The organism is Heminiphilus faecis (genome assembly GCF_008728965.1).
In the GTDB taxonomy this organism is placed as follows: Bacteria; Bacteroidota; Bacteroidia; order Bacteroidales; family Muribaculaceae; genus Muribaculum; species Muribaculum faecis.
The window spans coordinates 1-25,110 of sequence record NZ_VSMC01000027.1; the positions used below are offsets into that span (position 1 = coordinate 1).

Genomic DNA, 25,110 nt, shown 5'->3' on the forward strand with positions numbered 1-25,110 from the left:
ACGGAAGTGAATTCATGAATCATCAATGGCTGGCACGACGAATCGGAGCCTCGGTCTATTTTGCCGACCCGTTCTGCTCAGGACAAAAAGGCGCGGTTGAAAACGCAAACAAGCTGTTGAGGCAATATTTCCCAAAAGGCACCGACTTCCGTGATGTCGAACAGGCAGAACTTGACAGAATACAAGCCAAAATCAACAGAAGACCGCGAGAAAAATTAGGTTTCTCAGCGCCTCGTATTGAGTTCTTCAAACTATTGACTTAATTTTGCACTTGCTTGTTGACTCTACAGTTTTTTATAAGTAGGGTTAAAATTTCGTATTTATTGCAGGAAATTTTAACTTTGTATTTTATTAATATAACCTCATAACCATACCCTGAAATGTCATTACGCAATGCAATCCTGTTGCTGTCCTTAACGATGGCGTCATTCTCAGTTCCGGCACAGAATCCGGTAATCCGCGATCAGTTCTCGGCCGACCCTACGGCACGTGTTTTCAATGACCGTATGTACCTTTACCCGTCGCATGACATACCCGGTGCTACCGAGAAACTCAAAGAGTGGTTCTGTATGGCCGATTACCATGTTTTTTCTTCCGACAATCTATGTGACTGGACCGACCATGGTGTTATTGTCAGTCAGGAGCGTGTACCGTGGGTAGATGCCGGTTCTTATACGATGTGGGCGCCCGAATGTGTGCGTAAGGGCGACAGATATTATTTTTATTTTCCCGCTGCACCTAAGGGAGGAGAGCGTGGTTTTAAAGTAGGTGTGGCCGTATCGGGCAGTCCGGAAGGACCGTTCATGCCCATGCCTAAGCCTATAGACGGCATTGATGGCATTGACCCTTGCGTACTTGTCGATGACGACGGAGCAAGCTACATATACTGGGCCGGTATGGGGTTGCGCGGTGCACGTCTTGCCGATGACATGATGGCACTGGCTTCCGAGCCTGTACTTTTCGAAGGACTGCCCGAAGGTTTTAAGGAGGGGCCATTCGTATTCAAGCGCGACGGCAAGTATTATTTCACATTTCCATGGGTACAGGACAAAACCGAGACATTGGCTTACGCTATGGGCGATTCTCCTCTTGGCCCGTTTGAGTTTAAAGGCTTGATTATGGACCAGTGGCCCGACGGCTGTTGGACCAATCACCACTCCATAGTGGAGTGGCGCGGCCAGTGGTACCTTTTCTATCATCACAACGACTATTCGCCCGATTTTGACAAAAATCGCTCGGTACGTATTGACACTTTGGCTTTCAATGACGACGGCACAATACGTAAGGTGACTCCGACACTGCGAGGCGTAGGAGTGAGCGATGCACGCCGTCGCATACATATAGACCGTTACAGCGACATATCGCCTAAGCATGCCGCTATCGACTTCCTTGACCGTTCCGACCGCTTTAAAGGATGGAAGACAGTGTTGTCGCGCCGTGGCGCTTGGGTGCGATATGACCGTGTGGATTTTGGCGACCGTCCGGTGACTCATGTCACTGCACGTGTTAAGTCGCCTTCGGGCGGAACTCTTGAGGTATATGCCGGCGGCATGGACTCCGATAGCCTTATTGCCCGTATGACGTTGCCACGCAGTGGCCGGTGGACCGATGTTACAATGCCGGTTACCGCCTCTCCGCAGGGAGTTGGTGACCTGTTTGTCCGCCTTGCCGGCGGTAAAGGCGTTGAGGTTGACTGGATCGGTTTTGATGCGTTGCCGTGGGAAGCGGGAGCTTTTGAGAGCGGCACGTACCGCAATCTGTTTTCCGAGGCGGGTTACAGCGAGGCAGAGATATCACAACGCCTCGAAGAGATTTATAACTCGTTGTTTCACGGTCCGGATAAGATATATTTTGAAGTAGGCGACAGTATGGCCTACATAAGCGACATCAAGAACCGTGATGTGCGTACCGAGGGCATGTCTTATGGCATGATGGTGGCCGTTCAGCTTGATAAAAAAGATGTATTTGACCGTTTGTGGCGCTGGAGCCGACGTTATATGCAGCATCAGAGCGGTGAACGCGAGGGTTATTTTGCGTGGAGTTGCAGCATTGACGGTAAGCCAAACTCATATGGAGCGGCTTCCGATGGAGAATTGTATTTTATAACATCGCTGATATTCGCGTCCAATCGCTGGGGAAATGACACCGGCATAAATTATCTGGCCGAAGCACAGCGTATAGTCGACCAGTCAATGCTGAAAGTGGGTAAGACACATGCGGCTCCGTTAATAAATCTGGAACACAGACTCATAACTTTCACTCCTGATAATTATGGCGGTACATTTACCGATCCGTCCTATCATGTACCTGCGTTTTATGAAGTGTGGGCCCGGTATCTTGACGACGGTCGCAGCGGTTTCTGGTCGGATTGTGCCAAGCGCAGTCGCGAGTACTTGCATGCGTGTGTGCATCCCGTCACCGGATTGACGCCTGATTATAGCAATTATGACGGCTCTCTTACGGGGCGCAAGGGTATAGTGGGCGATGCATTTCGTTTTGATTCTTGGCGGGTGCCTATGAATATTGCCCTTGATTATTCATGGTCATGTGCCGACGGCGAGTGGCAACGCGATTATGCCAATCGGTTGCAGAACTTTCTATACAGCCGTGGTATAGATGACTTTAAGGATCAATATAATGTTGACGGCAGCGATGTGGAGCGCGTGCTTGACGCAGGAGGCTATCGCACTCTGCGTCATTCTCTTGGATTGGTCGCAACATCGGCGGCGGCATCGCTTGTGTCAACCGACATGATCGGCCGTGAGTTTGTAACCCGATTCTGGGATGCGCGTCACGAGCCTTACGAAGACGGCTACTTCGACGCCTATTACGATGGACTTCTGCGCCTCTTCGCATTCATGCACCTGAGCGGCAATTACCGCGTCATCACCCCACGATAAAATGACATTATCATAAGGTGAGCGTCATCACCTAAAGTGCCGCACTAAAAAAGTTACGACAAAATGGCCTGCAACGTCTTGATTTGTAGGTCATTTTTGTTGTATGTGAAATGTTAACGCCCGATTGTACATAAAAACGGCGTTCTGCCATATTATCTTTGCGGGAAACAACCATTAAACCGATTTCACATATTATGAAACGTACACCGAAATTTGACAAGGCATGGAGCGAGTCCATAGCCATGCTCCCCGCAGAACTGCAGCAACCTCTCGTCAACGCCATCAAGGAGTATCAGACCACAGGCACCGAGTCAACAGACCTGCATCCGATAGCACAATGCGTGTTCAATTTGCTCAAACCTGTCATTGACCGTCGCGCCAAAGCCGCATCTTATCAGCGCCGTCGCCGTGAGGCCAAGGCTGAAATGCAGTGTGCACCCGTCACCATCGAGGCCGGTTGCCTTGTCAAGCAGGACCGCAAGTATATGCGTCTCCTTGCCAAGCGCTACAATCTCATCCACTGTGATATCAAGGCCGAGATAGATCACTTATCCTCGTTGTTGACAGCCAACGGTGTCGACCGCATTCCGCTTTTTATTTATAAAGAATATCTTGAACGACACCTCGACGGCTACTCCGTCTCCTATGAGCCGTCGCCGCAACACCATCTACATCCTTCTGGAAGTTAGGGGCTCCGGTACCACGGCGCCCATACCTATAACACGCTGCTTCGGGCTATTCTTCTTGGCGCGGTAGCTTGAATATAATGGGCAAGAGGTATCTGTACTCCACGGTTTTTCCATGTATTGGTTTGAAATTGGGTAGTGTCTTGGTGACGCGGATGGCTTCTGCATCGAGCGCCGGATGCTTGCTGCGGACTACATCGATATTGTCGATGCTGCCGTCTGCTTTAACGACGAATTGCACTACCACACGCCCTTCAATGCTGTCTTGGAGAGCCTCTTCGGGATATTGCATATGCGATTTTACCCATTCCATAAGCTTGGCATCTCCGCCCGGGAAAATCGGCATTTGTTCCATGGCACCGAATACTGCATTCTTATTCGGCGGCACACTGTCACGGATCACTGCGTTTTCAGGCATCTTAAATGTTACCGTCACCTCCTTTCCCGGTTCGATGTTCGGTATGTCATCAAATGTACATGGTTTGAAAGCGGGCAGAGACTCGACAACCCTTATGGCCTCTTTATCAAGAGCAGGATGTAAGCCTTTTACAATCGAGGCATTGCTGACGCTGCCGTTTTCGTTTACCGTAAATGATACTTTTACCACTCCTTCGATACTGTCGGGCAGAGCTTCTTCAGGGTATTGCAGATGTGAATGGAGCCATTCGTTCAATTTATCGTCTCCACCCGGGAATGATGCAGGCACGTACACCATGCCTACAATGGCGAGGTCTTCAACCTTTACCGGTTCTATGTTTTTTCCTTTTTCGGTCACGGCCTGAGTGTCGGCTTCGCATTGGCTACGGTCTGCTATAGTGCTTGTGGAGTCTTCTACCATTTCGGGAGGTTCTCCCTGCAGTCGTGTTTCGGAGGAGGCCGACGTCTTGTCTGTGCCGCATCCGCTCAAGGCTATTATGCCCGCTGACAGTCCGGCCAGCACCACGACTTTGCCCGACAGCCGACGGGCCTGTAGTTGCTGCTCAAGATAGAACACTTCCGCTTCGCATTTAGGGCATGTGCCGAAGCAATCGCCCTTGTAGCGGCATTCCGAGGTTATAAACTCGATGTCGTTGGCTTCGGCTATCTGCCGGCGGATATCCTTTAGTATCCGGCATGTACGTTTACCTTTTTCCATAGTCAGTGTCGGCGTATTATGTAGTTAAACAGATCGAATCGGGTGAATCCGAGCGCTTCAAGTTCCTTGCGGCTCGCTGTCCGGTCAGCGTCGTTATTGTGGTCGGGTATTAGGGGCAGACGTATCAGGCAGTCATTCTGCCGTCCATGGCCTGCTATCAGCCGGAGGTTGTCGATGACAAGTGTGTTTTCGCGTCCGGTGTAGTGGCGGTATATGTCAGGGTTCATGTCCTTGATATCGACTATCAGCTCGTCTGCTACAGCCAGCAATGCATCGATGTTGGCTGCCGGTACGTTGAGCGAGGTCTCGATTGTAATCCTCCATTCGGAGCCGCATAATTCTCGGAACTCTTTTATGAAGCCGGGACGCATGGCCGGTTCTCCGCCGCCGAAGGTGACACCGCCGTTTGTCGCGAGGAAATACAGTTCGTCGATGACCACTGTGTCATACAGCTCCTCCGTGGTGTACTCCCTGAACATATCTCCTCCGTCGAGCGAATGGGGATTGAGGCAATGGCGGCAACGCAGAGGGCAGCCGTGAAAAGCCACGAGTGTAGTCACTCCATCGCCGTCGGTTGACAGTCGGTGACGCGATATACCTATAATTTTTGCTTTTTCAGTAGGCATGATAGGAGAGATTATCGGTTATGTTATCGAAAACAAATATAGCATGAAAATATGAGAATCCCAAAATCCGATTATCCGTGCTACCTATTTTTAGGTATGGCGGTATTGGTGTTTTTAGAGTAATTTTGCAGCGCAGTTCACAAAAAAGCGGCGACATTATGATAAAGTCATCTATAAGATATCAGGCAACCGATAAAGTCAGAGATTTGGTTGAGGACAATACTCAATTGTTGTTGGTCCTCAATCGTTTTCATATCCCTTTTGGATTCGGAGAGAGAACTGTATGTGAGATGTGTGAGGAAAAAGAGATTGATTGTTCTACCTTTCTCGCTATTGCGAATCTTATTAGTGGCAGACGTTTCTCTATAAATGAAATTGAACTACCGACCTTGTTGTCTTATTTAAGAGAGGCTCACTCCTATATATTGGATTTCCGTTTGCCGGATATACGCGATACTCTTGTAAGTGCCGTCCATCAGCAAAGACTTGATGAAGTGGCAGTCCGCATAATCAGATTTTTTGATGAATATGCCGACGAGGTGCATCGCCATATGGATTATGAGGATCGTATAGTGTTTCCTTATATTGAAGAACTGCTGAAAGGAAATGTTGCAAAGAATTTCAAAATATCTGATTTTGCCTCAAAGCATGAGTCGGTTGTGTCTAAACTCAATGAGTTGAAAGATATATTTCTGCAACACTATGCAATGCCAAATACAAGAATGCTGAATCGTGCGTTGTTTAATATCTCAGCTTGTGGCGAGGATTTGGTGTCGCACTGTGAGATCGAGAATCTGATACTTGTTCCGGCAGTGGAAGCGCTTGAAAAAGATGTCTACACGACAAATATGAGTCAACAGAACATCGCATCCGGTAATCGGGAATTAAGCCAAAGAGAGAAAGATATAATACGTTTGGTAGCCCATGGCCTTGCCAATAAAGAGATTGCCGACAGGCTTTCTCTGTCTTTTCATACGATAACGACATATCGTAAAAACATAAGTGCCAAGCTGAACATCCACTCCACTGCGGCACTCACAATATTTGCCATACTTCACGGTATTGTCAATCCGAAGGATATAGAGCTAAAGTAACCGACATACCGATATACTCCTATAAGTAGTATATCGGAGGCAGGCGGATAAGTCCGATTTTTGGGTATTGCGGGCTAATTCAGAGTGAGGTAATTTTGCAGCCGATTTCATTCTAAAAAAAGAAAATAATGACTTATAAACGACTGCTGTTGCATACTCTGTTTGTATTGACTTCAATAAGCCTTTCCGCTTCTCAGGCAAAGTCTGCGGGTACGGTCTACGGAAAGGTAACCTCTTCTGATGGGGAAATAATCGATTGTGCTACCGTGTATCTGAAAGGCACGGAATATTCATGTTCGACTGATGAGCGCGGAATATACCGTATTAAAGTTCCGGCAGGTAATTATATTATTGTGTTTTCTTCTGTCGGATTCGAAAAAACTGAACAAAAGGTAAATATTCCGGCTGACTGCAGAATAAAACTGAACGTTAAATTGAAGTCGGCGACACAGCTGACTGAAGTGGTCGTAGTGGGCAGTTCGGTCAGTAGAGTGAAAAATTCGGCATACAACGCTGTGGCGGTGAATACACAGGATTTAATCAATACAACCAAAACCCTCGGCGATGCCCTTGATAAAGTTCCGGGAATAAAAATACGAGAGAGTGGCGGCGTCGGTTCGGATATGGCAATCACAATGGATGGCTTCAGCGGAAAACATATAAAAGTTTTTATTGACGGTGTTCCGCAGGAGGGCGTGGGCGATTCTTTCGGTATAAACAATATTCCCGTAAATTTTGCAGAACGTATAGAGGTTTATCGCGGAGTTGTTCCTGTTGGTTTTGGGGCTGATGCGATTGGTGGAATAATCAATATTGTTACGCCTAAGCGCAGAAGAAAATGGTTTGTGGATGCCTCTTATTCCTACGGTTCATTTAATACTCATAAATCATATATAAATGTCGGTCAGACATTGAGCAGCGGCTTCAAATATGAGATAAACGCGTTTCAGAATTATTCTGATAATGATTATTGGATAGATTCTCCCGTGGAGGATTTCGCGACCGGAGCTATAAACCGCAAAAAGATGGAGCATGTGCGCAGATTCAACGATACGTACCACAACGAGGCTGTGGTAGTCAAACTCGGATTTGTGAACAAGCCTTGGGCCGACCGTCTGCTGGTGGGATTTACGTATTCCCGCATGTATAAGGAGATACAGACCGGAGTCCGGCAAGAGATTGTCTATGGCCAAAAGCACCGTCACGGCCATAACCTGATGCCCTCGGTCGAGTATTATAAGCATAACCTGTTTGTCAGGGGGCTGGATGTTTCATTCAATGCCAATTACAACAGAAATGTGACAGTGAATGTCGATACCGCGTCGGTAAAGTATAACTGGAGAGGTGAAACCGTGCGGCTCAATTCTCCCGGAGAACAGTCATATCAGAACTCCAAGGCGCATAACAATAACTGGTCGGCCGCATTTACTTCCAACTACAGGATTGGAGAAAACCATATGTTTACCCTGAATGATGTGTTCAATTCTTTCAGCAGGTCAAATGAAAGCCTGCTGACGAAGCCCGCGACAAAGGATGCTGTACCTAAGGTGACACACAAGAATGTAATAGGGCTGTCTTACCGCTACATGCCGAATTCAAAACTGAACTTCACCGTTTTTGGCAAGCAGTATCTCCAATATGTGTCAGGCCCGATGGCCACATCATCGGCGCAGGATAATTATGAACGGACTTCACGGTCGGTCAATTACTGGGGCTACGGCGCGGCATGTACATTCTTCATGCCCTTCGGGATACAGCTCAAAGCGTCTTGCGAAAAGGCGTTGCGTATGCCCACAATAGAAGAAATGTTCGGTGACGAAGATCTGGAGAACGGTGACATGGCTCTAAAGCCGGAATCAGGCCATAACGTAAATATGAATCTCAGCTATAACGCCACATTCGGAAGTAATGTAATTTATGTCGAAGCAGGATTGATATACCGTGATACCCGCGATTATATACAGCGAAACATCATGTCGTTGAGCGGAGGTAAATTCGCGGCATCGTATGTAAACTACGGAAAAGTTAAGACCGACGGGTTCAGCGTGTCGGCACGTTACGCTTTCTCGAAATGGCTTAGCGTAGGGGGCAACTTTACGCAGATGAATATCCGCGACAATATGCGTGCTGCTATGAACGGCTCGACCGCCAATGTGTCATACGGGGAGCGCATGCCAAACCGACCATATATGTTTGCTGACTCGGACGTGAATTTCTACTGGATTGGGTTCGGCCGCAAGGACAACACCCTGACAGTGACTTACGACAACCGCTATACACATAGTTTCTGCTATTACTCTTCAAATCTGGGAAGTAACAGCGATGATTATATGGTGCCGGATCAGCTTGCCCATAACATCACAATAAGCTATGGCATCAAGCAGGGACGATACAATATCTCTTTTGAGTGCCGTAACCTTACCGATGCAAGGCTCTACGACAATTTCAGTCTTCAAAAAGCGGGGCGTGCTTTCTACGGCAAGGTACGCGTATATTTCGGAAACTAATAACAATAAATCATAATAAAATGAATAATCATCTTTTTATGCGTGCCATGTGTACGCTTGCATTGCCGGCAGTGATATTGTCGGGATGTTCCGATAACGAAGAACTCAGTGATGAAACCAAACCCGAGGAGACAAACGGCAAATTTGTCATTGCAGCCACAGTGACAGATTCTAAAGGTACGACCAATATATTGTTGACGGCGGAGTCGCTCGATGAAGGGCATATCTCTGTAGGCAATAATACCGGACTGCTCAACGACGGAGCGAGCCAATGGGTGTTTCATCCCGGCAATTATCTTTATGCACTTACCTATAATCAGGGCAATGCCGGCACGACAAGAAGCTATCTTCTTAATAGCGACGGGGATGTAGCGCCGCGCGAGATGGAGTACAAGATTAGTCGTTTTACCTCTTATGGCATATACAAGGATTTGATTATAACCACCTCGACGGGCAGTGCTCCCGCCTCGCAGGCTGACGGCAACGGGTATCTGCCAAAAACTCTCCTCGTCTCTTACCTTGATGTTGATGCTGAAACATCAAGGCAGAACGACACATCAACCGGAGCATATTCCGTGGAAAATTACTTCGACAACGGTGAATATGTGACTCTCGCAGGTCTTGAAAAGAGTGGCGACCGGATTTTCTCGGGAGCCATCCCCATGGGGCTGAGCCAGTACGGAGCGGCTGTCGAAAACGGTAAATGGATTCGTCCCGGTTATGAGGATCTTGTCAAGACGGCCGATGGAGGTTCCAACAGCAGCAGCTATAAAAAAGGCGAGCTTCAGTGGACACAGTATCCCGACGAGTGCCGGGTGGCGATATTCAATGACGAGACCCTTACAGACCCTACGTTTGCCAAGACCGACAGAATAAGCTATCCATGCGGACGTTTCAAGTCGCAGTATTATCAGACCATATGGGCAGCCGATAACGGCGACATCTACGTATTCTCACCCTCTTATGCCAAAACCATGACCGATTCACGCCAGAAAACCGTTTTGCCCGCGGGCGTTTGCCGGATTCCTGCCGGTTCATCGCAGTTTGATTCATATTATTGTAATATTGAGGAGCAGTCGGAGGGGCGTTCTTTCATGCGCTGTTGGCCGGCAGGCGGCAGCCGCTTCCTGATGTTGATGTATGACCGTCCGTTTACCGAGAAAAATTTTGTAGCCACAGACTTTGCCATATTTGATGCTGAGGCAAAAAAGCTTACCTTTGTGAGCGGACTCCCTTCAACCGTCTCCTCAATCGGCAAAACCGTCTTTGCAAAAGACGGCTATGTGTACGTATCAGTCAATGTCACCGATGGCGATCCTGCCATATATAAAATAGCAACAACCACTGCGCAGGCATCCCGGGGATTGACGGTGGATAAGGCCACCGACATCACCGGATTCGGTTATATGGAAGTGAAAAAATGACATGACGCATGAAATTGTTTCGTAAAATTCATCTTTGGCTCTCGGTACCGTTCGGTATAATAATAACTCTGATCTGCTTTTCCGGTGCCATGCTCGTATTCGAGCCTGAAATAACCCGAAGCCTGAAAAGCGAAGCGTATTATGTGGCATCGCCGGAGGGTGAGCTTATGGACATGAATGTACTTATGGAAACCGTTAAGGCTACTTTGCCCGACTCGGTTTCCATAACCGGTGTCACTGTATTTGATGATAAGGACCGTACATATCAGGTCAATCTTTCCAAGCCGCGCAAGGCATCGGTTTTCATCGACCCGTATTCCGGCCGGATAACCGGCAAATACGAGCGTTTGGGCTTTTTTACTGTCATGTTTCGGCTTCATCGATGGCTTTTGGACAGTGCCAATCCCCACGGTGACGGTCTGAAAGCAGGCAAGATGCTTGTAGGCATATCCACATTGGCGTTTGTCGTGGCACTGATTACGGGGGTCATCATATGGTGGCCTCGTGCGAGAAAAAATTTAACCCGCAGTCTCTCCATTTCATTCAAAAATGGGTGGCGAGGCCTTTGGACAGGATTTCATGTGGCCGGAGGAATATACGCTTTGGTAATTCTCCTTGTCATGTCGCTTACCGGACTGACTTGGTCATTCAGTTGGTATCGTACGGCTTTCTATGCCGTTTGCGGAGTGGAGCACGCCCCCCGGAAGTTAGGCAACACGGGAAAAGGCAATAAAGATAATTCGGAAGGCGGTACGCATGACATAACACGCCGCGGAGAAGGCGACGGGAGTTCGGAGTTCAGCCGTTGGCAATGGGTTTATGATGAGTTGAAGACCCAAAATCACGATGCGGCAAAAATAACGGTCGGGCACGGTACGGCCACCGTTACACTCGGCACGCTTGGCAATAGTCAGGCATCAGACTGTTACAGATTCAATCATTGTTCGGGAGAGATTGCTCCTGTCATCGAATATGCCGATTCTGCTCCGGCAGACAGATTGCGCGGTTGGATTTATTCAATACATACCGGTAGTCTTGGCGGCATAGTCACCCGGATTCTGTGGTTTCTAGGCGCATTGCTTGGCGCAAGCCTTCCGCTTACCGGGTATTATATCTGGATTAGGCGATTGCGACAGTCTCACGTCAAGTAGATGTAAAAATAGATTGTATCCGCCTTTTCAGATGAAAATATAGTGAAGGATCCGCCGGGTTGTTTCGGCCCGTTAATTGTTGTATCTTTGTAATGTGTATCAATCGTACTGAACCATGAAGTCAATAAAGGAGCTTTACAAGATAGGCCACGGGCCGTCGAGCAGCCATACGATGGGGCCGCGTAAGGCGGCCGAGATATTTCTTGGCCGAAATCAGGAGGCGGCTGCGTTTGAGGTTACTCTTTTCGGAAGTCTTGCCGCCACAGGCCGCGGTCATATGACCGATGTGGCTATTCTTGATATTCTTGAACGCAAGGCCCCTGTCACTATCAGGTGGGAGCCGCGTATTTTCCTTCCGTTTCATCCTAATGGCATGACATTTCGTGCTTTTACGGCACATGGAGTGTTGATGGAGGAGTGGACGGTATACAGTGTCGGCGGTGGTACTCTCGCCGAGGAGGGCAAGCCGTCGACCGACACCCCCGATCTGTATGAGATGAATAAACTCAGCGATATCCTTGAGTGGTGTGAGCGTACTGGCAAGAGCTACTGGGAGTATGTGTTGCAGTGTGAGGGTTCCGACATATGGGACTACTTGAGCGAGGTCTGGGACACCATGCGCGCAGCCGTAGAACTCGGACTTGATGAAGAAGGAGTGTTGCCCGGGCCGCTTAATCTCCGGCGCAAGGCATCGACATATTATATAAAGGCAAAAGGGTATAAAGACAACCTGCGTTCACGCGGGCTGGTATTTGCCTATGCGCTTGCCGTTAGCGAGGTCAACGCATCGGGAGGCCGTATTGTCACGGCACCCACATGTGGCTCGTGCGGTGTGGTGCCGGCGGTGCTTTATCACCTTCAGGAGAGCCGTGAGTTCAGCCGCATGAAGATACTGCGTGCTTTGGCTACCGCAGGACTCATAGGCAATATAGTGAAGTACAATGCCTCCATATCAGGCGCCGAGGCCGGCTGTCAGGCAGAGGTGGGAGTGGCGTGCTCTATGGCCTCGGCCGCGGCGAGTCAACTGTTCGGAGGTAGCCCCGCACAGATAGAGTATGCCGCTGAAATGGGCCTTGAACATCATCTGGGCATGACCTGCGACCCTGTATGCGGCCTTGTTCAGATACCGTGTATCGAGCGCAATGCCTATGCCGCCGCACGTGCGTTGGATGCCAACATATATTCGGCTTTTACCGACGGTACTCACCGTGTGTCGTTTGACAAGGTGGTCACCGTGATGAAAGAGACCGGTCACGACCTGCCGTCACTATATAAAGAGACCGGCGAAGGCGGTCTCGCCAAGGACTATAGCCCTATGTGATTATTGATATGATGCAGGACGCGGCGGAACGTGCCGGCGCAATTTGTGCAACTGGTAGAATACCATGATGAGAGTGACCACGGTAGCTGCCAAGTCCGATGACGGGAACGAGGCCCATACGCCGTTAAGACCGAAGTGCTTGGGCAGTGTGAGCAGAAGCGGTATAAGGAATATGACCTGACGTATAAGACTTAGGAATATTGATTTACCTGCCATGCCGATTGACTGGAATAGTGTGGTGGAGATTATCTGAAACCCTACTGCCCAGAACATGACGGTGGATATGTGGAGTCCGTTGGCGGTGGCGGCTATAAGTTCGCTGTCAACGGTAAACGCCCGAGCGATGAGGTCGGGGAAGAATATGCTGAAAAATGCACCTATGCTGGTTACGCATGTGCCTATGACTGCGGCCATCCAGAATGCCTTGCGCAGTCTTGTCATGTGACCCGCTCCGTAATTGTAGCCGAGTATGGGCTGTACGCCCTGACAGAGTCCGACAACTATCATGCACAGCAGTGATGTGTAGGTCGAGAATATGCCTACGGCGCCCACTGCTATGTCGCCGCCGTAGTTGTAGAGCGTGCGGTTGATGATGACGTTTATGGCCGATGACGTGACGTTGACTATACTCGGTGCGGCTCCGATACTTATTATACCCCATACGATATGCCACTTTATGCCGTAGATGCCGCGCGTGAATCTTACGGTCGACGTGCGGCGGCAGAAATGGGCTATGACAAAAGCGGCTCCTACTGCCATGGATATGTCGGTGGCTATGGCTGCCCCCTTGATGCCCATGTCGAGCGCAAATATGAATATGGGCGCGAGTATGACATTGCATCCGGCCCCGATAAACATCGTTATCATTGCCTGACGGGGATAGCCTGACGCACGCATTATATTGTTGAGGCTGTACATTATGTTCATGATGAGCATGCCGGGCAGTATATAGGCCATGAAGTCATGGGCATAGGGCAGTGTGGCCGACGAGGCTCCGAAAGCCATGAGTATGTCATCGAGAAATACGGCGAATATCGTAAGGTATACAATGGCATTGGATATTATGAGCACAAGCGAGTTGCCCAGTACAAGTTCAGCCCCTCTCATGTCGCGCTGTCCGAGCATTATCGACACTCTTGCCGCGGCACCGGCGCCGATAAGCACACCTATGGCCGCGCTTACGTTCATCACCGGAAATGTTATGGCAAGTCCCGCGATGGCTTCGGCTCCGACACCGCGTCCTATGAATATGCGGTCGATGACATTGTACAGCGACATGACTACCATGCCCACTATGGCCGGCAGACTGTATTCCCACAGTAGCCGTCCTATGGGCCGTGTGGCAAGTTCGGTTATGTCACTTTTGGTTTTTTCCATCGGTCATCACATCATATAGATTGGCACATCCGTTTTCGAGCAGATCAAGTACGAGTTCGAAACCTTCGGCTCCTTCATAATATGGATCGGGAATATGGTCATATCGGGTCGACATGGTGACGAACTCCGTCATAGGCACAATCTTTGCTTCGGCTTCAACCGACGGAGCCATGTCGCGCATATTGCGCTCGTTTGATTTATCCATAGCTATTATGAGGTCGAAGTCATCGAAGTCGCTCTCTCTTACTCGGCGCGAACGGTGAGTGAGGTTGTAGCCGCGGCGCTGTGCATGAATGCGCATACGTCTGTCAGGCATGTCACCCGCGTGACCGCCGTATGTACCCGCCGAGTCTATATGCCAATCGGCTGAAGCTCCGTGAGTGTCGACTATGTGCTGCAAGACACCCTGTGCGGCCGGTGAACGGCATATGTTGCCGAGACACACAAACAGCACCTTCTTCGGCTTTTTGCCATTAAGGAGCTTTACTATATTGCTGATTTCCGGGGTTATGTCACGTTTTTGCATTCTATACTACGGTTTTTAACAGAATGCAAAGGTAGCGATTTTATTCCAATCAGTGGCTTTCGGCGACTGCAGAAAGTTGTCCGGTCACGGAGTCCATCATGTAACCGCTTACACGTACGTCGGCAGCCATAAGCGGATGTCGGCCTATAAGATCGACTGTTTCGCGGACGGCATCTTCTGAGTTTTCGAAACCGTGGAGCCAGCTGTCAAGGTCTATGCCGCAGTGACGCATGAGTGTTATGTGTTCGTCGCTTATACCGCGCTCGCGCATGAGGTGCAGCATATGTTCCGAGTTCATGCCTTGCACGCCGCATCCGGTATGGCCAATGACCATGATTTCGTTGACTCCAAGTTCATATACGGCCACCAAGAGCGATCGCATGGTGGAGTCGAAAGGATTGGTTATCGTGCCGCCGGCGTTCTTGATGATTTTGACGTCGCCGTTTTTTATGCCGAGGGCGGCCGGCAACAGCTCGATAAGCCGGGTATCCATGCAGGTGACTATGGCAATGCGCTTGTCGGGATACTTCGATGTGATGAACTTCTTGTAGCCTTCAGTGGCCACAAACTCTTTGTTGTAGTTGAGTATTTCTTCAATCATGGCGTTATGTCATTTGTCAGTATATTAAATTTTATTTGCTGTCGGCTGCTGTGGTAATCAGTTATTGCATCAAATAATTCCCGGCCATAGCGGTCGGGCTGTCCGTGCACCAGTTCTGTGATTTCGTCGAGCTTTTTGTCCAACAGCTCGTGAGAGTCTTTGTTGAGCGACATTCTCTTGGATATGCAAAGTGCGTTTACAAGCCACGGGTTGCATAGCCTGTCGGCTTTGTGAGCTGAGAGGGTGGAGTCGCGTACATGCAGGTCGGCATTTCCGCCGGGATTGCCCACGGTCATAAAACCAAGCCCGTATATAACCATGGCTTCAGCGAAAGCCGGCGTGCTTTTTCCCGATATGTTCATTGCGAATGCCACGGAAGAGTCAAGCCATCCGCGCATGCCAAAGTCATATTGCCCTATAATCATGTTTGCAAAACCGATAAGCCGGGCCACTTTGGACAGATTGGCGTCATGCCATCCTCGGTTATGTAGTTTGTCAAATAGAAGCTGGAGTGCCGGCAAAATATCATTACGGATGTATTCGTTCAATTCATTGCCGGTAAGATTGAAATATGCACTGAAAAGACGCTGCTCGATATCAAGCAGCCTTATTTCATATCCGAGCCGACTATCTTCGCCTACTTCGGGTAAAATGTTTTTTAACGTGTCGAGCTCATCAAGCATATCCTCGATGAACAGCCGGCGGAACAGTTCACGGGATATAGCCACTCCTGCCGTGGCCTGCTGCTCCACGGTGTCGAAGACTATCGATGCTTTCACTCCTTTTGCCTTGTGAAATTCTCTACGGGCTATGTGACAGTCAATTATCTGCAGAGCGGTTTCGGCCGGTGTCATGTCGGCGGTGTAGGTTTTCAGCCTTTCATAGCAGTAGTTGTAGTCATCCATCCGGTCAAGAGTGCGGGCCGTCTCCGACAGTTTTGTGTAGTATTGCTCCATCTCGGCATCGGTGTGTGGTCGCGAGGTCTTGAAGCCGGTCCATGTAGTCGGGCCGTCGGACATCTTCGCGTCACGGCACGGGTAACGTCTCCAACCTGATGTCAGATCAGACCGGGACATGGTGTTGACAAAATCCACATCAAGATAAAACGATATGTGTCCCTGTTTTATCTCCTTAATATCGGACTCTTTTTCATTGGCTCCTATGTGATTGTCATAAAGATTGAGAAGCATTACGGTAAGTCGCGATAATGATACGTCATTGTCTTTCAGCCACGTGAGTATGCGCATGATAATCATGTCGCGGAAATTGGTGTAGTACAGGTCGCGTAGTATTGTTCTTGTCTCATGCAGATTTTCAATGACATAGAGTTTACCTCGTCGTCGGCACAACTCCAAGATGCGTTCACGTATCATGGCCCATCGCAGTGGTTTCATGTTTGTTAGCGAGAGTATCTCATCCTCGCTCAATCCGGCTTCGCCTACAACGGCAAGTGCATTTAGCACCCACATCGGTTCCCAGCTTTGTGATCGGTCACTTAGCTCTTCTCTGACATCCGCTGCCAATTTCCAGAATAAGTTGCATTTACCCGAAGTTTCGACTTCGTTTTCCAGTTTGTCAAACGAGCCGAAACGAACCAGATGATCAAGAAGCAGTTTCAGCTTGTCGAGTTTTGAAGGGTCGTGAGGCAACAATTCTCTCAACGACGGGCTAAGTTTCTTGCCGTGCATGGCGAGATAGCGGTCAATCAATGCGTCTATAGAGTTATCAGACAGCTCGGGACATGTGATACATTCCGCCGATAACTTCATGATGGTCTCTCCGTATCTCGTAGAAATGAGAACTTTATTTGTAGCCGAAAGTAGGTTGATGTAATCGATAAAGGCCGTGTGTTCTACTTGGTTCCCGAAGTCGGCATTGTCGACGGTCACTAAAATCCGGTCGGGCGATTTGGTTGAGGATAATTGTCGGTCTACAAAGCGGCGACATTCGTTTATGACGTCATCGGCATTGCATGTGGCCATGTCAAAGTACACTGCGGGCCGCCCTCCCGCACGTAGTTTGGATACGTAGCTGCACAGCAGCATTGATTTGCCGCATACGTTGAAGGTCGTATTGCCGTTGGTTGTAGTGTTACGTGCATATATTGCCGCGACGGCCGGCCTGTTGTTGTCCCTAAGCCAATTATTAAGAGTCGTGTAGACTTCCGGGTCGAAGTCCACCATTTTTGCCAGATTGTCGGCAAGAATGTATTCGTTGCGTCGTAGCTCGTTGTGGTACGGGTCGCTGTATGTTTCTGGAAACAGGCTGTCGATGCGGGCTACAAGGTCATCATAGATCATGGCACCCAACTCTTCGACGTCGCGATACCTTTTTACCGGGAAGTGAGTCTGCGAGTCAAGTTTCTGTCGGAGAGCCGTCACTCGGTCATCGCATACACCATTGTCCTTGACGTAGAACCAAGCGTTTACTTTCTCGTCCCGGCGCTCAAGAGCTCCGTATAGAAACTCCATTTCGGTTATGCTTGTGCCTTTTTTGACCGCATCGTCTATCCACGACGCACGGTCGGCAATCTCATTGTAGTCATTGCCGAAATCCTCTACCGCGGGAGCCCAGCCGTAGCGGTTGCCTGTTATGCCTATGAAAAACGGACTGGAACGGTCTATTTCGTCGAAACAGGCCTTGACCACGCCGTGGGCCTCACTCTCCTCCTTTGTTATGCCCCAGCGCAGGTCTACGGCATGGAATGACAGAGTCCGCCGGCGGGCATATGCTTTCACGGCGGGAAATATCTGACGGGCGAGGTAGTCGCGCTCCTCGTTCATGTCGTTAAACGTGGACGATACAAACACTCTGATGTCACTGAGCGCTTTGACCTCGTCCAGTTTGCTGAATGCCGCCATCGGTGTATGTTATTTGTCGATAAGGTCGCTGTACAGCAGGCGTGCCGTAGTGGGAGCGGCGAGTGTGTCGCCGAGTATGTCGCGCATGAGGCGGTAGCCTTCGAGCTGATTGTCGTGGCCGGGACGCCCGTGCAGGATGTCGCCGAGTTCACGGGCCACGGCATCGGGTGTACACAGATGTACGAGCATTTCCGGTACTATGGCTTTGTCGGCTATGAGGTTGGGTAGCGATACAAACGGTACTTTCAGTATTTTCTCCATGATCTTGTAGGAGAGTTTGACGCCGTTGGCGCGGTAGCATACCACCTGCGGAGTGTCGAGGAGCGCACACTCCAGTGTGGCTGTGCCCGACGTGACGAGGGCGGCTTCGGCAAAGTGCATCAGCTCAAATGTGGCATCGCGCACTATGGGTGTTCCGGGGGTTATGTAGTATCCATAATACTTCAGGTCTATGCCCGGAGCAGCGGCGATGACCGGCTGATAGTCGGGGAAACGGGCGGCGGCTGTCTCCATAATCATCAGATTGTTCTTGATTTCGCTGCGGCGGCTGCCGGGCACGATGGCTATGATCGGTCTGTCGGGCAGATTATGGCGCTTCAGAAACTCTTCGCGCGATACAATCGATTTAAGCTTCAGCTCCACCTCTTCCTTGGATGGATTGCCTACGTAGTCAACAGCGTAGTCGTGGCGGTCGCGGTAAAACGCCACTTCAAACGGGAATATACAGAATACTTTTCTGACATAGCGCTTTATGGCTTTCACACGATGCTCTTTCCACGCCCATACTTTAGGTGATATGTAGTAGTATACGGGTATGCCGAGCGATACGGCGTATTGGGCCAGTTTGAGATTGAAACTCGGGTAGTCGACAAGTACGAGCGCATCGGGGCGCGATGCCTTCAATGCGGCTTTGGCTCGCTTGAGATTGGACAGTACTTCCGGCAGATGACGCAACACTTCGCTAAAACCCATGAAAGCCATGTCGCGGTAGTGAATGACGGGTTCACATCGTGCTTCACGTGCCATGAGGTCGCCTCCGAGAAAGGCGAATTCGGCTTTGTCATCAACTATGTCAATCTCTCGTATGAGCTGCGATGCGTGCAGGTCGCCCGATGGCTCTCCTGCCGATATAAAGTACTTCATTATTGTGCGGGGCGTGAAAGTATATCAAAATTATCGACGTATATCTCGGTGACGGTGCGTTTTATCGTATTGCGGTCCTCCCAAGTGCGTGTGCGCAACCGTCCTTCGATATATAGTTTGGTGCCTTTGCGGATGTATTTTTCGGCAGTTTCCGCCGCCCTGTCCCACATGACTATGCGGTGCCATTCGGTGCGCTCCGGAATTAGCGTGCCAGCCGCATTGGTATAGGCGCGTTCGGTTGTGGCAAGCGAGAACGAGGCTACCGGACGCGATCCCTCGTTGTATCTGATCTCCGGGTCCTGACCCACGTTTCCTATCAAAATCACTTTGTTTACCGACATATTCTTCAGTTTAACGGTTTGACTCGGTCGATTATCGGCATGAGGCTTTGAGCCCCTCGACCACAGATGTCGTAAAGCCGTGGGCCTCCATGGTGTTAAGACCCTTTATGGTGATGCCGCCGGGGGTGGTTACTTTGTCTATTTCCGTCTCCGGGTTGTTGCCGGTAGCTTCCAGCAATGCTACCGCACCCTTAAGTGTGGCAAGTATGTATTCGCGTGCTTTGTCAGGATATAGACCGAGTTCTACGGCTCCTTCTGTGGCCGCCCTTACATAGCGCATGGCATAGGCTATGCCGCACGAGCACAACGCGGTCGCTGCGCCCATAAGACGCTCTTCTATGACTGCAGTAGCGCCGAGCCGGTCAAATATGCCGACAACTTTGTCAACGCACTCTGCTCCGGCGTCGTTATGGCACACGAATGTCATGCTTTCACCTACCGACATGGCGGTGTTGGGTATGACGCGAAACAGAGAACGGTCGGTAGAGTAGCGACGCAACATATCGGACATGTCGTCAAGTGATATGCCTGCTGCCAATGATACTATACTTTGGCTGCGGAAGGCTATGTAAGGAGCTATCTCGTCAAGTACGGAGGGAAGCACCCACGGTTTTACCGCAAGTATTATGACCTCTGCATCTTTTATAGCCGCTTTGTTGTCTGTGAATGTAGATATGCCCGGACATTCTTCGGCCAAGGCATCGACAGTATTCTGACGAGGGCTCGACAGTGCTATGTCGGCAGGTGTGATGCCGGTCGAGGCGGCAAGTCCGCGCACTATCGCCCCGCCCATGTTGCCGCCTCCTATTATTGCTATCTTCATCTTACATCAGACCTTTTCGGTCAACAAACGGGTAAAACGGGTTATGAATTCCTCTGCTTCTGCTATCGTCAGACAGAGCGGTGGCAGCAGTCTTATGATATTGGTGCCTGCTGCGCCTGTAAACACATGCTCTTCTTCGATGAGGCGACGGCGCAGTTCTTTGGCAGGGTATTCCATTTCGATGCCTATCATGAGTCCGCGTCCGCGTACTTCCTTTATGCCGGGGAGTCCTTGAAGCTGTGACAGCAGGTAAGAGCCTACGAGAGCGGCATTGTCGACAAGACCTTCGTTTTCAAATACGTCAAGTACGGCTATCGCCGTTGCGCAGGCAAGGTGATTGCCGCCGAAAGTCGTACCGAGCTGTCCGTAGCTTGGGGTGAATTCGGGGCTTATGAGCACTCCGCCCATAGGGAAGCCGTTGGCTATGCCTTTGGCTACCGTGATGATGTCGGGGCGTATGCCGGAGTACTGATGTGCGAAGAAACGTCCGGTACGTCCGTATCCCGACTGTATTTCGTCAAGAATAAGCACTGCTCCGTAGCGGTCGCACTCCTCACGCAGCAGACGCAGGAAGTCATCCGATGGTATGCGTATGCCGCCGACGCCCTGAATGCCTTCTATTATTACCGCACATACGTCGCCTTTGGATAGTTCGTGGGCTACGGCCTCGATGTCGCCGAGCGAAAGGAACGTGACGTGGCCGTTATCGTTTATAGGCGACACTATCTTGGGGTTGTCGGTCACTTCGACAGCAGCCGATGTACGACCGTGAAACGACTTTCCGAAAGCTATGACGCGTGACTTGCCCGTATGGAACGATGCCAGTTTGAGCGCATTCTCATTGGCTTCGGCGCCCGAGTTTACGAGAAACAGCTGATAATCGTCATATCCCGATACTTTGCCGAGCTTTTCGGCAAGACGCTTCTGTAGCGGATTTATCACCGAGTTGGAGTAAAACATCAGCCGCGATGCCTGCTCGTCGATGGCTTTAACCACTACCGGATGTGAATGCCCGACAGAGATTACGGCATGACCTCCGTACAGGTCAAGATACTCGGTGGCGTTGTTGTCGTATACGTGGCAGCCCTTGCCCGATACAATCTCTATGTCAAAAAGCGGATATACGTCAAATAATTTCATGTCAAAACAATGTTTAAACGTTTAAAAAGCCGACGGCTTCAACTGTAAGCCTACGCGCTCGTGCAGCCCGAAAAGCAGGTTCATGTTGTGTACAGCCTGTCCCGACGCGCCTTTGACAAGATTGTCTATAACCGAGGTTATGAGCAGTTTGCCGTCCACCTTTTCAAGATGCAGTATGCACTTGTTGGTGTTGACAACATCTTTCAGGTCGGGAGCCTTGTCGGTGACAAATGTGAAGTTATGGTCAGAATAATAGTCTTCATACAGGGCTTTGATCTGGTCTATGTCAACCGGGCAGTCAAGGTATATTATGGCCATGATGCCGCGGGCAAAACATCCGCGCACGGGTATGAAGTTTATATCGGCCTTGAAGCTCGATTGCAGGCTTGACAGAGACTGTCGTATCTCGGCCAGATGCTGGTGCTTGAACGGTTTGTAAATCGACACGTTGTTGTTGCGCCATGAGAAGTGGCTTGTGGCCGACGGTTTTACTCCTGCGCCCGTAGAACCGGTTATGGCTGTGACATGTATGTCGCTGTTGAGCAGGAGGTTTTTGGCAAGAGGCAGCAGTGCGAGCTGTATGGCGGTGGCGAAGCATCCGGGATTGGCTACTCGGGTGGCGCCGCGCACTATGCGCTTGCGGTTGAGCTCGGGCAGTCCGTAGACAAAGTCGTGGGTGCCGTCCTCGATGCGGTAGTCGGTCGACAGGTCGATTATTTTGAGGTTTTCCGGTACGTCGTGGCTGTCCATGAACTTGCGGGTGTCGCCGTGTGGCGTGCAACAGAACAGCAGGTCTATATCGTCAAGAGCCGGAGTGTCGGTGAACGTCATGTCAATTTCGCCGATAAGCCCTTGGTGAACGCTGCTTACCGGATTGCCGGCATTGCTGGAGCTGTGTATCCACTTTATCTCTGCATCGGGGTGATTGACGAGCAGTCGCAACAGTTCGCCGGCGGTATATCCCGCTCCTCCTATAATACCGATTTTTATCATGCCTCTTCTGATTTGTTGTTACGCTCTTGCACGGAATAGTATATCTTCATCTGGTTGCCGAGTATCTTGGTGAAGCCTTTGACGTCATCGGCAGTCCATCCCTTGCTTATCTCGCCGTATTCGCCGAATGAGGTCTTCATCAGGTCGAAGTCGCTCTCCACGCCTACGGTGATGAAACGATAGGGTTTCAGATCTATCAGCACGCGTCCGGTGACGTTGCGCTGCGATGATTCGAGGAACTTCTCTATATCGCGCATTACGGGCTCAAGATACTGTGCTTCATGCAGGAACATGCCGTACCAAGTGCCGAGCTGGTCTTTCCAGTATTGCTGCCACTTTGTGAGAGTGTGCTTCTCAAGCATCTTGTGAGCGGCGAGTATGACCATAGGTGCGCCGGCCTCGAAGCCTACGCGACCTTTTATGCCGATAATAGTATCGCCGATGTGCATGTCGCGTCCTACGGCATAGGGAGCCACAAGTTCTTCGATCTTCTGTATGGCTTTCACCTTGTCGGAGAATGGCTCGCCGTTTATTGCTGCTATCTCGCCTTCTTTGAAGTCTATAGTAAGACGGCTGTCGGCTGTGGCAGTCATCTGGGTCGGATATGCTTCTTCGGGCAGGGTCTCGTTGCTGTGGAGGGTTTCTTTACCTCCGACCGAAGTACCCCAGAGGCCTTTGTTGATCGAGTATTCGAGTTTCTTGAAGTCGGCCACGTAGCCGTGCTTCTTAAGATACTCTATCTCATACTCGCGGGTTAGGTTCATATCGCGGGTGGGAGTGATGATTTCGATTTCAGGAGCGAGTATCTGGAATGTAAGGTCGAAGCGTACCTGATCGTTGCCTGCGCTTGTGCTGCCGTGGGCCACGTATTTGGCTCCTATGGACTTAGCGTAGTTTATGATGGCTATGGCCTGAAATATACGTTCCGAGCTTACCGAGATGGGGTAGGTGCCGTTGCGGAGCACGTTGCCGAAAATCATATATTTGATGCTCTTGTCATAATACTCCTGCGTTATATCGAGTGTGGCGTGCCCCTTGGCTCCGAGGTCGAGCGCGCGTTTTTCGATAGCTTTCAGCTCGGCTGGTGAGAACCCGCCTGTGTTGGCGATAGCCGTGTACACTTCATAGCCACAGTCTTCAGAGAGATATTTTACTGCAAATGATGTATCGAGACCTCCACTGAAGGCGAGGACTACCTTTTTCTTATCTTCCATATCAGTCAATTAATTTATGAGGTGAGAATAAGTTGAGTTATATGATTAGTTTTCGTGTTGATGATACTCTTCCGAGGGGTCATAGAGCAATCCTGTGCAAAGACACTTGTGACCGCCGTTGCGCTGCAGGATGTCAAAGTTAACGCAGCTCTCGCATCCGCGCCAGAAGGCGGGGTCGGTAGTGAGCTGGTCAAATGTCACAGGGCGGTATCCGAGGTCATGGTTCATCTTCATGACTGCGGCTCCGGTAGTAAGCGAGAATATCTTTGCTTGCGGAAACATTTCTCGCGACAGCCTGAATATGCGCTGTTTTATACGGGAGGCGAGGCCTATGCCGCGAAACTTGTCAGCAACGATAAGTCCCGAGTTTGCCACAAACTCTTTGTTACTCCAGCTTTCGATATAGCTGAACCCGGCAAATTCGCCATCACACAGAGCCACGACGGCTTTGTGTTCGAGCATTTTCTGTTTGACATACTCCGGAGAGCGTTTGGCAATGCCGGTGCCGCGTACCTTGGCGGCGCGGTTGATCGTGTCAAGTATTTCGTCAACATACTTGACATGCTCGTCGGAAGCGACGACAACTTCAATTTTTGAAGGATCTACCATTTCTTAAATTATGTATAATGCTTAATGATTTGTTTATCTTATCGTCGGTATTGTATCGCTGCAATACTCTCTGCGCGCGTTGTATAATACTCTTTCGGGAAGAAAGTCGTGAAAATAATCGAGTATCTCGGCTCGGCTTGCATGCTCGGGCACTACGAGTATGACAGTGTCGGCTCCGGCTATTGTGCCGAGTATATAAGGCGTGTCAAGTCGGTCGAGGTCATAGGCAAGTCCGCTGGCATAACCTTCAAGAGTTCTGAACACCATTAGTGTGCCTGAAAACGCCACCGACTGTACAGCCTCGTGAGTGCCTGACTGGGCCGTGGAGGGTATGGACTCGTACACTTCATCCTCGGGTATGTCGCCCGGATTGGGCACTATGTAGCGATAACCTCCGTAGTCGGCCGGTACTTTGGTGGTGCGCAGTCTCTTGAGGTCACGTGACAGGGTGGCCTGTGTCACCAGAAAACCGCGCGCGGCAAGCAGCCTCGAAAGTTCATCCTGACTTCCGATGCAGTTATTGGTGAGTATCTCCAGTATTGCCAGTAATCGAGTCTGACGTTTGCTCATATTCTGTGCTGAATTATTTTTGAGGTGGCAAATTTACTAACAAAAAATAATAAAACCGAGAGATTTGT

At 50.0% G+C, this 25,110-nt stretch carries 21 protein-coding genes and 1 pseudogene; 8 read left to right on the forward strand and 14 right to left on the reverse strand.

Annotated elements, in window-relative coordinates:
* The 3 genes from FW767_RS10775 to FW767_RS10785 form a co-directional block, all read left to right on the forward strand.
* Window positions 1-263 (forward strand): IS30 family transposase (locus tag FW767_RS10775; RefSeq protein WP_150980598.1); only part of this gene is annotated, 263 nt, incomplete at its 5' end.
* A gap of 156 nt (window positions 264-419) precedes the next feature.
* Window positions 420-2,900 (forward strand): glycosyl hydrolase family 8, encoded by a 2,481-nt coding sequence (locus tag FW767_RS10780; protein ID WP_121700008.1) that lies wholly within the window; start codon window positions 420-422, stop codon window positions 2,898-2,900.
* 194 nt (window positions 2,901-3,094) lie between these two features.
* Window positions 3,095-3,589: a DUF6291 domain-containing protein gene (locus tag FW767_RS10785; protein ID WP_121700009.1), complete on the forward strand. Its 495-nt coding sequence runs from the start codon at window positions 3,095-3,097 to the stop codon at window positions 3,587-3,589.
* A 46-nt stretch (window positions 3,590-3,635) separates the two neighbouring features.
* On the opposite strand, the gene FW767_RS10790 is transcribed toward FW767_RS10785, so the two are convergent.
* Both FW767_RS10790 and FW767_RS10795 read right to left on the reverse strand, forming a co-directional pair.
* A complete protein-coding gene (locus FW767_RS10790; RefSeq protein ID WP_121700010.1) occupies window positions 3,636-4,721 on the reverse strand; it encodes an energy transducer TonB in 1,086 nt (361 codons plus the stop codon).
* 2 nt (window positions 4,722-4,723) lie between these two features.
* Window positions 4,724-5,347 (reverse strand): radical SAM protein, encoded by a 624-nt coding sequence (locus FW767_RS10795; RefSeq protein WP_121700011.1) that lies wholly within the window; start codon window positions 5,345-5,347, stop codon window positions 4,724-4,726.
* 158 nt (window positions 5,348-5,505) lie between these two features.
* Here FW767_RS10795 and FW767_RS10800 point away from each other — a divergent pair, with 158 nt between their 5' ends.
* From FW767_RS10800 to FW767_RS10820, 5 genes are all read left to right on the forward strand, one after another.
* Window positions 5,506-6,441, forward strand: coding sequence for a LuxR C-terminal-related transcriptional regulator (locus FW767_RS10800; RefSeq protein WP_121700012.1), 936 nt, complete (start codon window positions 5,506-5,508; stop codon window positions 6,439-6,441).
* A 128-nt stretch (window positions 6,442-6,569) separates the two neighbouring features.
* Window positions 6,570-8,948 (forward strand): TonB-dependent receptor, encoded by a 2,379-nt coding sequence (locus FW767_RS10805; RefSeq protein ID WP_121700013.1) that lies wholly within the window; start codon window positions 6,570-6,572, stop codon window positions 8,946-8,948.
* Between the two features lie 20 nt (window positions 8,949-8,968).
* On the forward strand, window positions 8,969-10,372 hold the full coding sequence (locus FW767_RS10810; RefSeq protein ID WP_235898111.1) for a DUF4374 domain-containing protein: 1,404 nt from the start codon (window positions 8,969-8,971) through the stop codon (window positions 10,370-10,372).
* Between the two features lie 8 nt (window positions 10,373-10,380).
* On the forward strand, window positions 10,381-11,523 hold the full coding sequence (locus FW767_RS10815; protein WP_121700014.1) for a PepSY-associated TM helix domain-containing protein: 1,143 nt from the start codon (window positions 10,381-10,383) through the stop codon (window positions 11,521-11,523).
* Window positions 11,524-11,638: 115 nt separating this feature from the next.
* The gene (locus tag FW767_RS10820) at window positions 11,639-12,844 is read left to right on the forward strand and encodes an L-serine ammonia-lyase (RefSeq protein ID WP_121700015.1); all 1,206 of its coding nucleotides are present in this window, start codon (window positions 11,639-11,641) and stop codon (window positions 12,842-12,844) included.
* On the opposite strand, the gene FW767_RS10825 is transcribed toward FW767_RS10820, so the two are convergent.
* From FW767_RS10825 to FW767_RS10880, 12 genes and pseudogenes are all read right to left on the reverse strand, one after another.
* Window positions 12,845-14,221, reverse strand: a complete 1,377-nt coding sequence (locus tag FW767_RS10825; RefSeq protein ID WP_121700016.1) for an MATE family efflux transporter — start codon at window positions 14,219-14,221, stop codon at window positions 12,845-12,847. It abuts the gene before it with no gap.
* Entirely contained in the window at window positions 14,202-14,747 is a 546-nt protein-coding gene (locus tag FW767_RS10830; protein ID WP_121700017.1) for a low molecular weight protein-tyrosine-phosphatase, read from the reverse strand. The genes FW767_RS10825 and FW767_RS10830 overlap by 20 nt, the downstream gene beginning before the upstream one ends.
* 49 nt (window positions 14,748-14,796) lie before the next feature.
* A complete protein-coding gene (locus tag FW767_RS10835; protein ID WP_121700018.1) occupies window positions 14,797-15,348 on the reverse strand; it encodes a beta-class carbonic anhydrase in 552 nt (183 codons plus the stop codon).
* A complete protein-coding gene (locus FW767_RS10840) occupies window positions 15,345-18,209 on the reverse strand; it encodes a DUF4062 domain-containing protein (RefSeq protein WP_150980601.1) in 2,865 nt (954 codons plus the stop codon). Before FW767_RS10840 ends, FW767_RS10835 begins: the two co-directional genes overlap by 4 nt.
* A 9-nt stretch (window positions 18,210-18,218) precedes the next feature.
* Window positions 18,219-19,352 carry a lipid-A-disaccharide synthase gene (gene lpxB, locus FW767_RS10845; protein WP_121700020.1) on the reverse strand — a complete coding sequence of 378 codons (1,134 nt, stop codon included), beginning with the start codon at window positions 19,350-19,352 and terminating at the stop codon, window positions 18,219-18,221.
* A gap of 14 nt (window positions 19,353-19,366) precedes the next feature.
* Window positions 19,367-19,693: pseudogene (ssb, locus tag FW767_RS10850) on the reverse strand (single-stranded DNA-binding protein); the annotation flags it as partial.
* A 31-nt stretch (window positions 19,694-19,724) separates the two neighbouring features.
* The gene (gene proC, locus FW767_RS10855; RefSeq protein ID WP_121700022.1) at window positions 19,725-20,516 is read right to left on the reverse strand and encodes a pyrroline-5-carboxylate reductase; all 792 of its coding nucleotides are present in this window, start codon (window positions 20,514-20,516) and stop codon (window positions 19,725-19,727) included.
* A 6-nt stretch (window positions 20,517-20,522) separates the two neighbouring features.
* On the reverse strand, window positions 20,523-21,656 hold the full coding sequence (locus FW767_RS10860; protein WP_121700023.1) for an aspartate aminotransferase family protein: 1,134 nt from the start codon (window positions 21,654-21,656) through the stop codon (window positions 20,523-20,525).
* A 21-nt stretch (window positions 21,657-21,677) separates the two neighbouring features.
* On the reverse strand, window positions 21,678-22,649 hold the full coding sequence (gene argC, locus FW767_RS10865; protein ID WP_121700024.1) for an N-acetyl-gamma-glutamyl-phosphate reductase: 972 nt from the start codon (window positions 22,647-22,649) through the stop codon (window positions 21,678-21,680).
* Window positions 22,646-23,863 carry an argininosuccinate synthase gene (locus FW767_RS10870; protein ID WP_121700025.1) on the reverse strand — a complete coding sequence of 406 codons (1,218 nt, stop codon included), beginning with the start codon at window positions 23,861-23,863 and terminating at the stop codon, window positions 22,646-22,648. The genes argC and FW767_RS10870 overlap by 4 nt, the downstream gene beginning before the upstream one ends.
* Window positions 23,864-23,908: 45 nt before the next feature.
* Window positions 23,909-24,472, reverse strand: coding sequence for a GNAT family N-acetyltransferase (locus FW767_RS10875; RefSeq protein WP_121700026.1), 564 nt, complete (start codon window positions 24,470-24,472; stop codon window positions 23,909-23,911).
* A 33-nt stretch (window positions 24,473-24,505) separates the two neighbouring features.
* Window positions 24,506-25,042 carry an arginine repressor gene (locus tag FW767_RS10880; RefSeq protein ID WP_121700027.1) on the reverse strand — a complete coding sequence of 179 codons (537 nt, stop codon included), beginning with the start codon at window positions 25,040-25,042 and terminating at the stop codon, window positions 24,506-24,508.
* Window positions 25,043-25,110 lie beyond the last annotated feature (68 nt).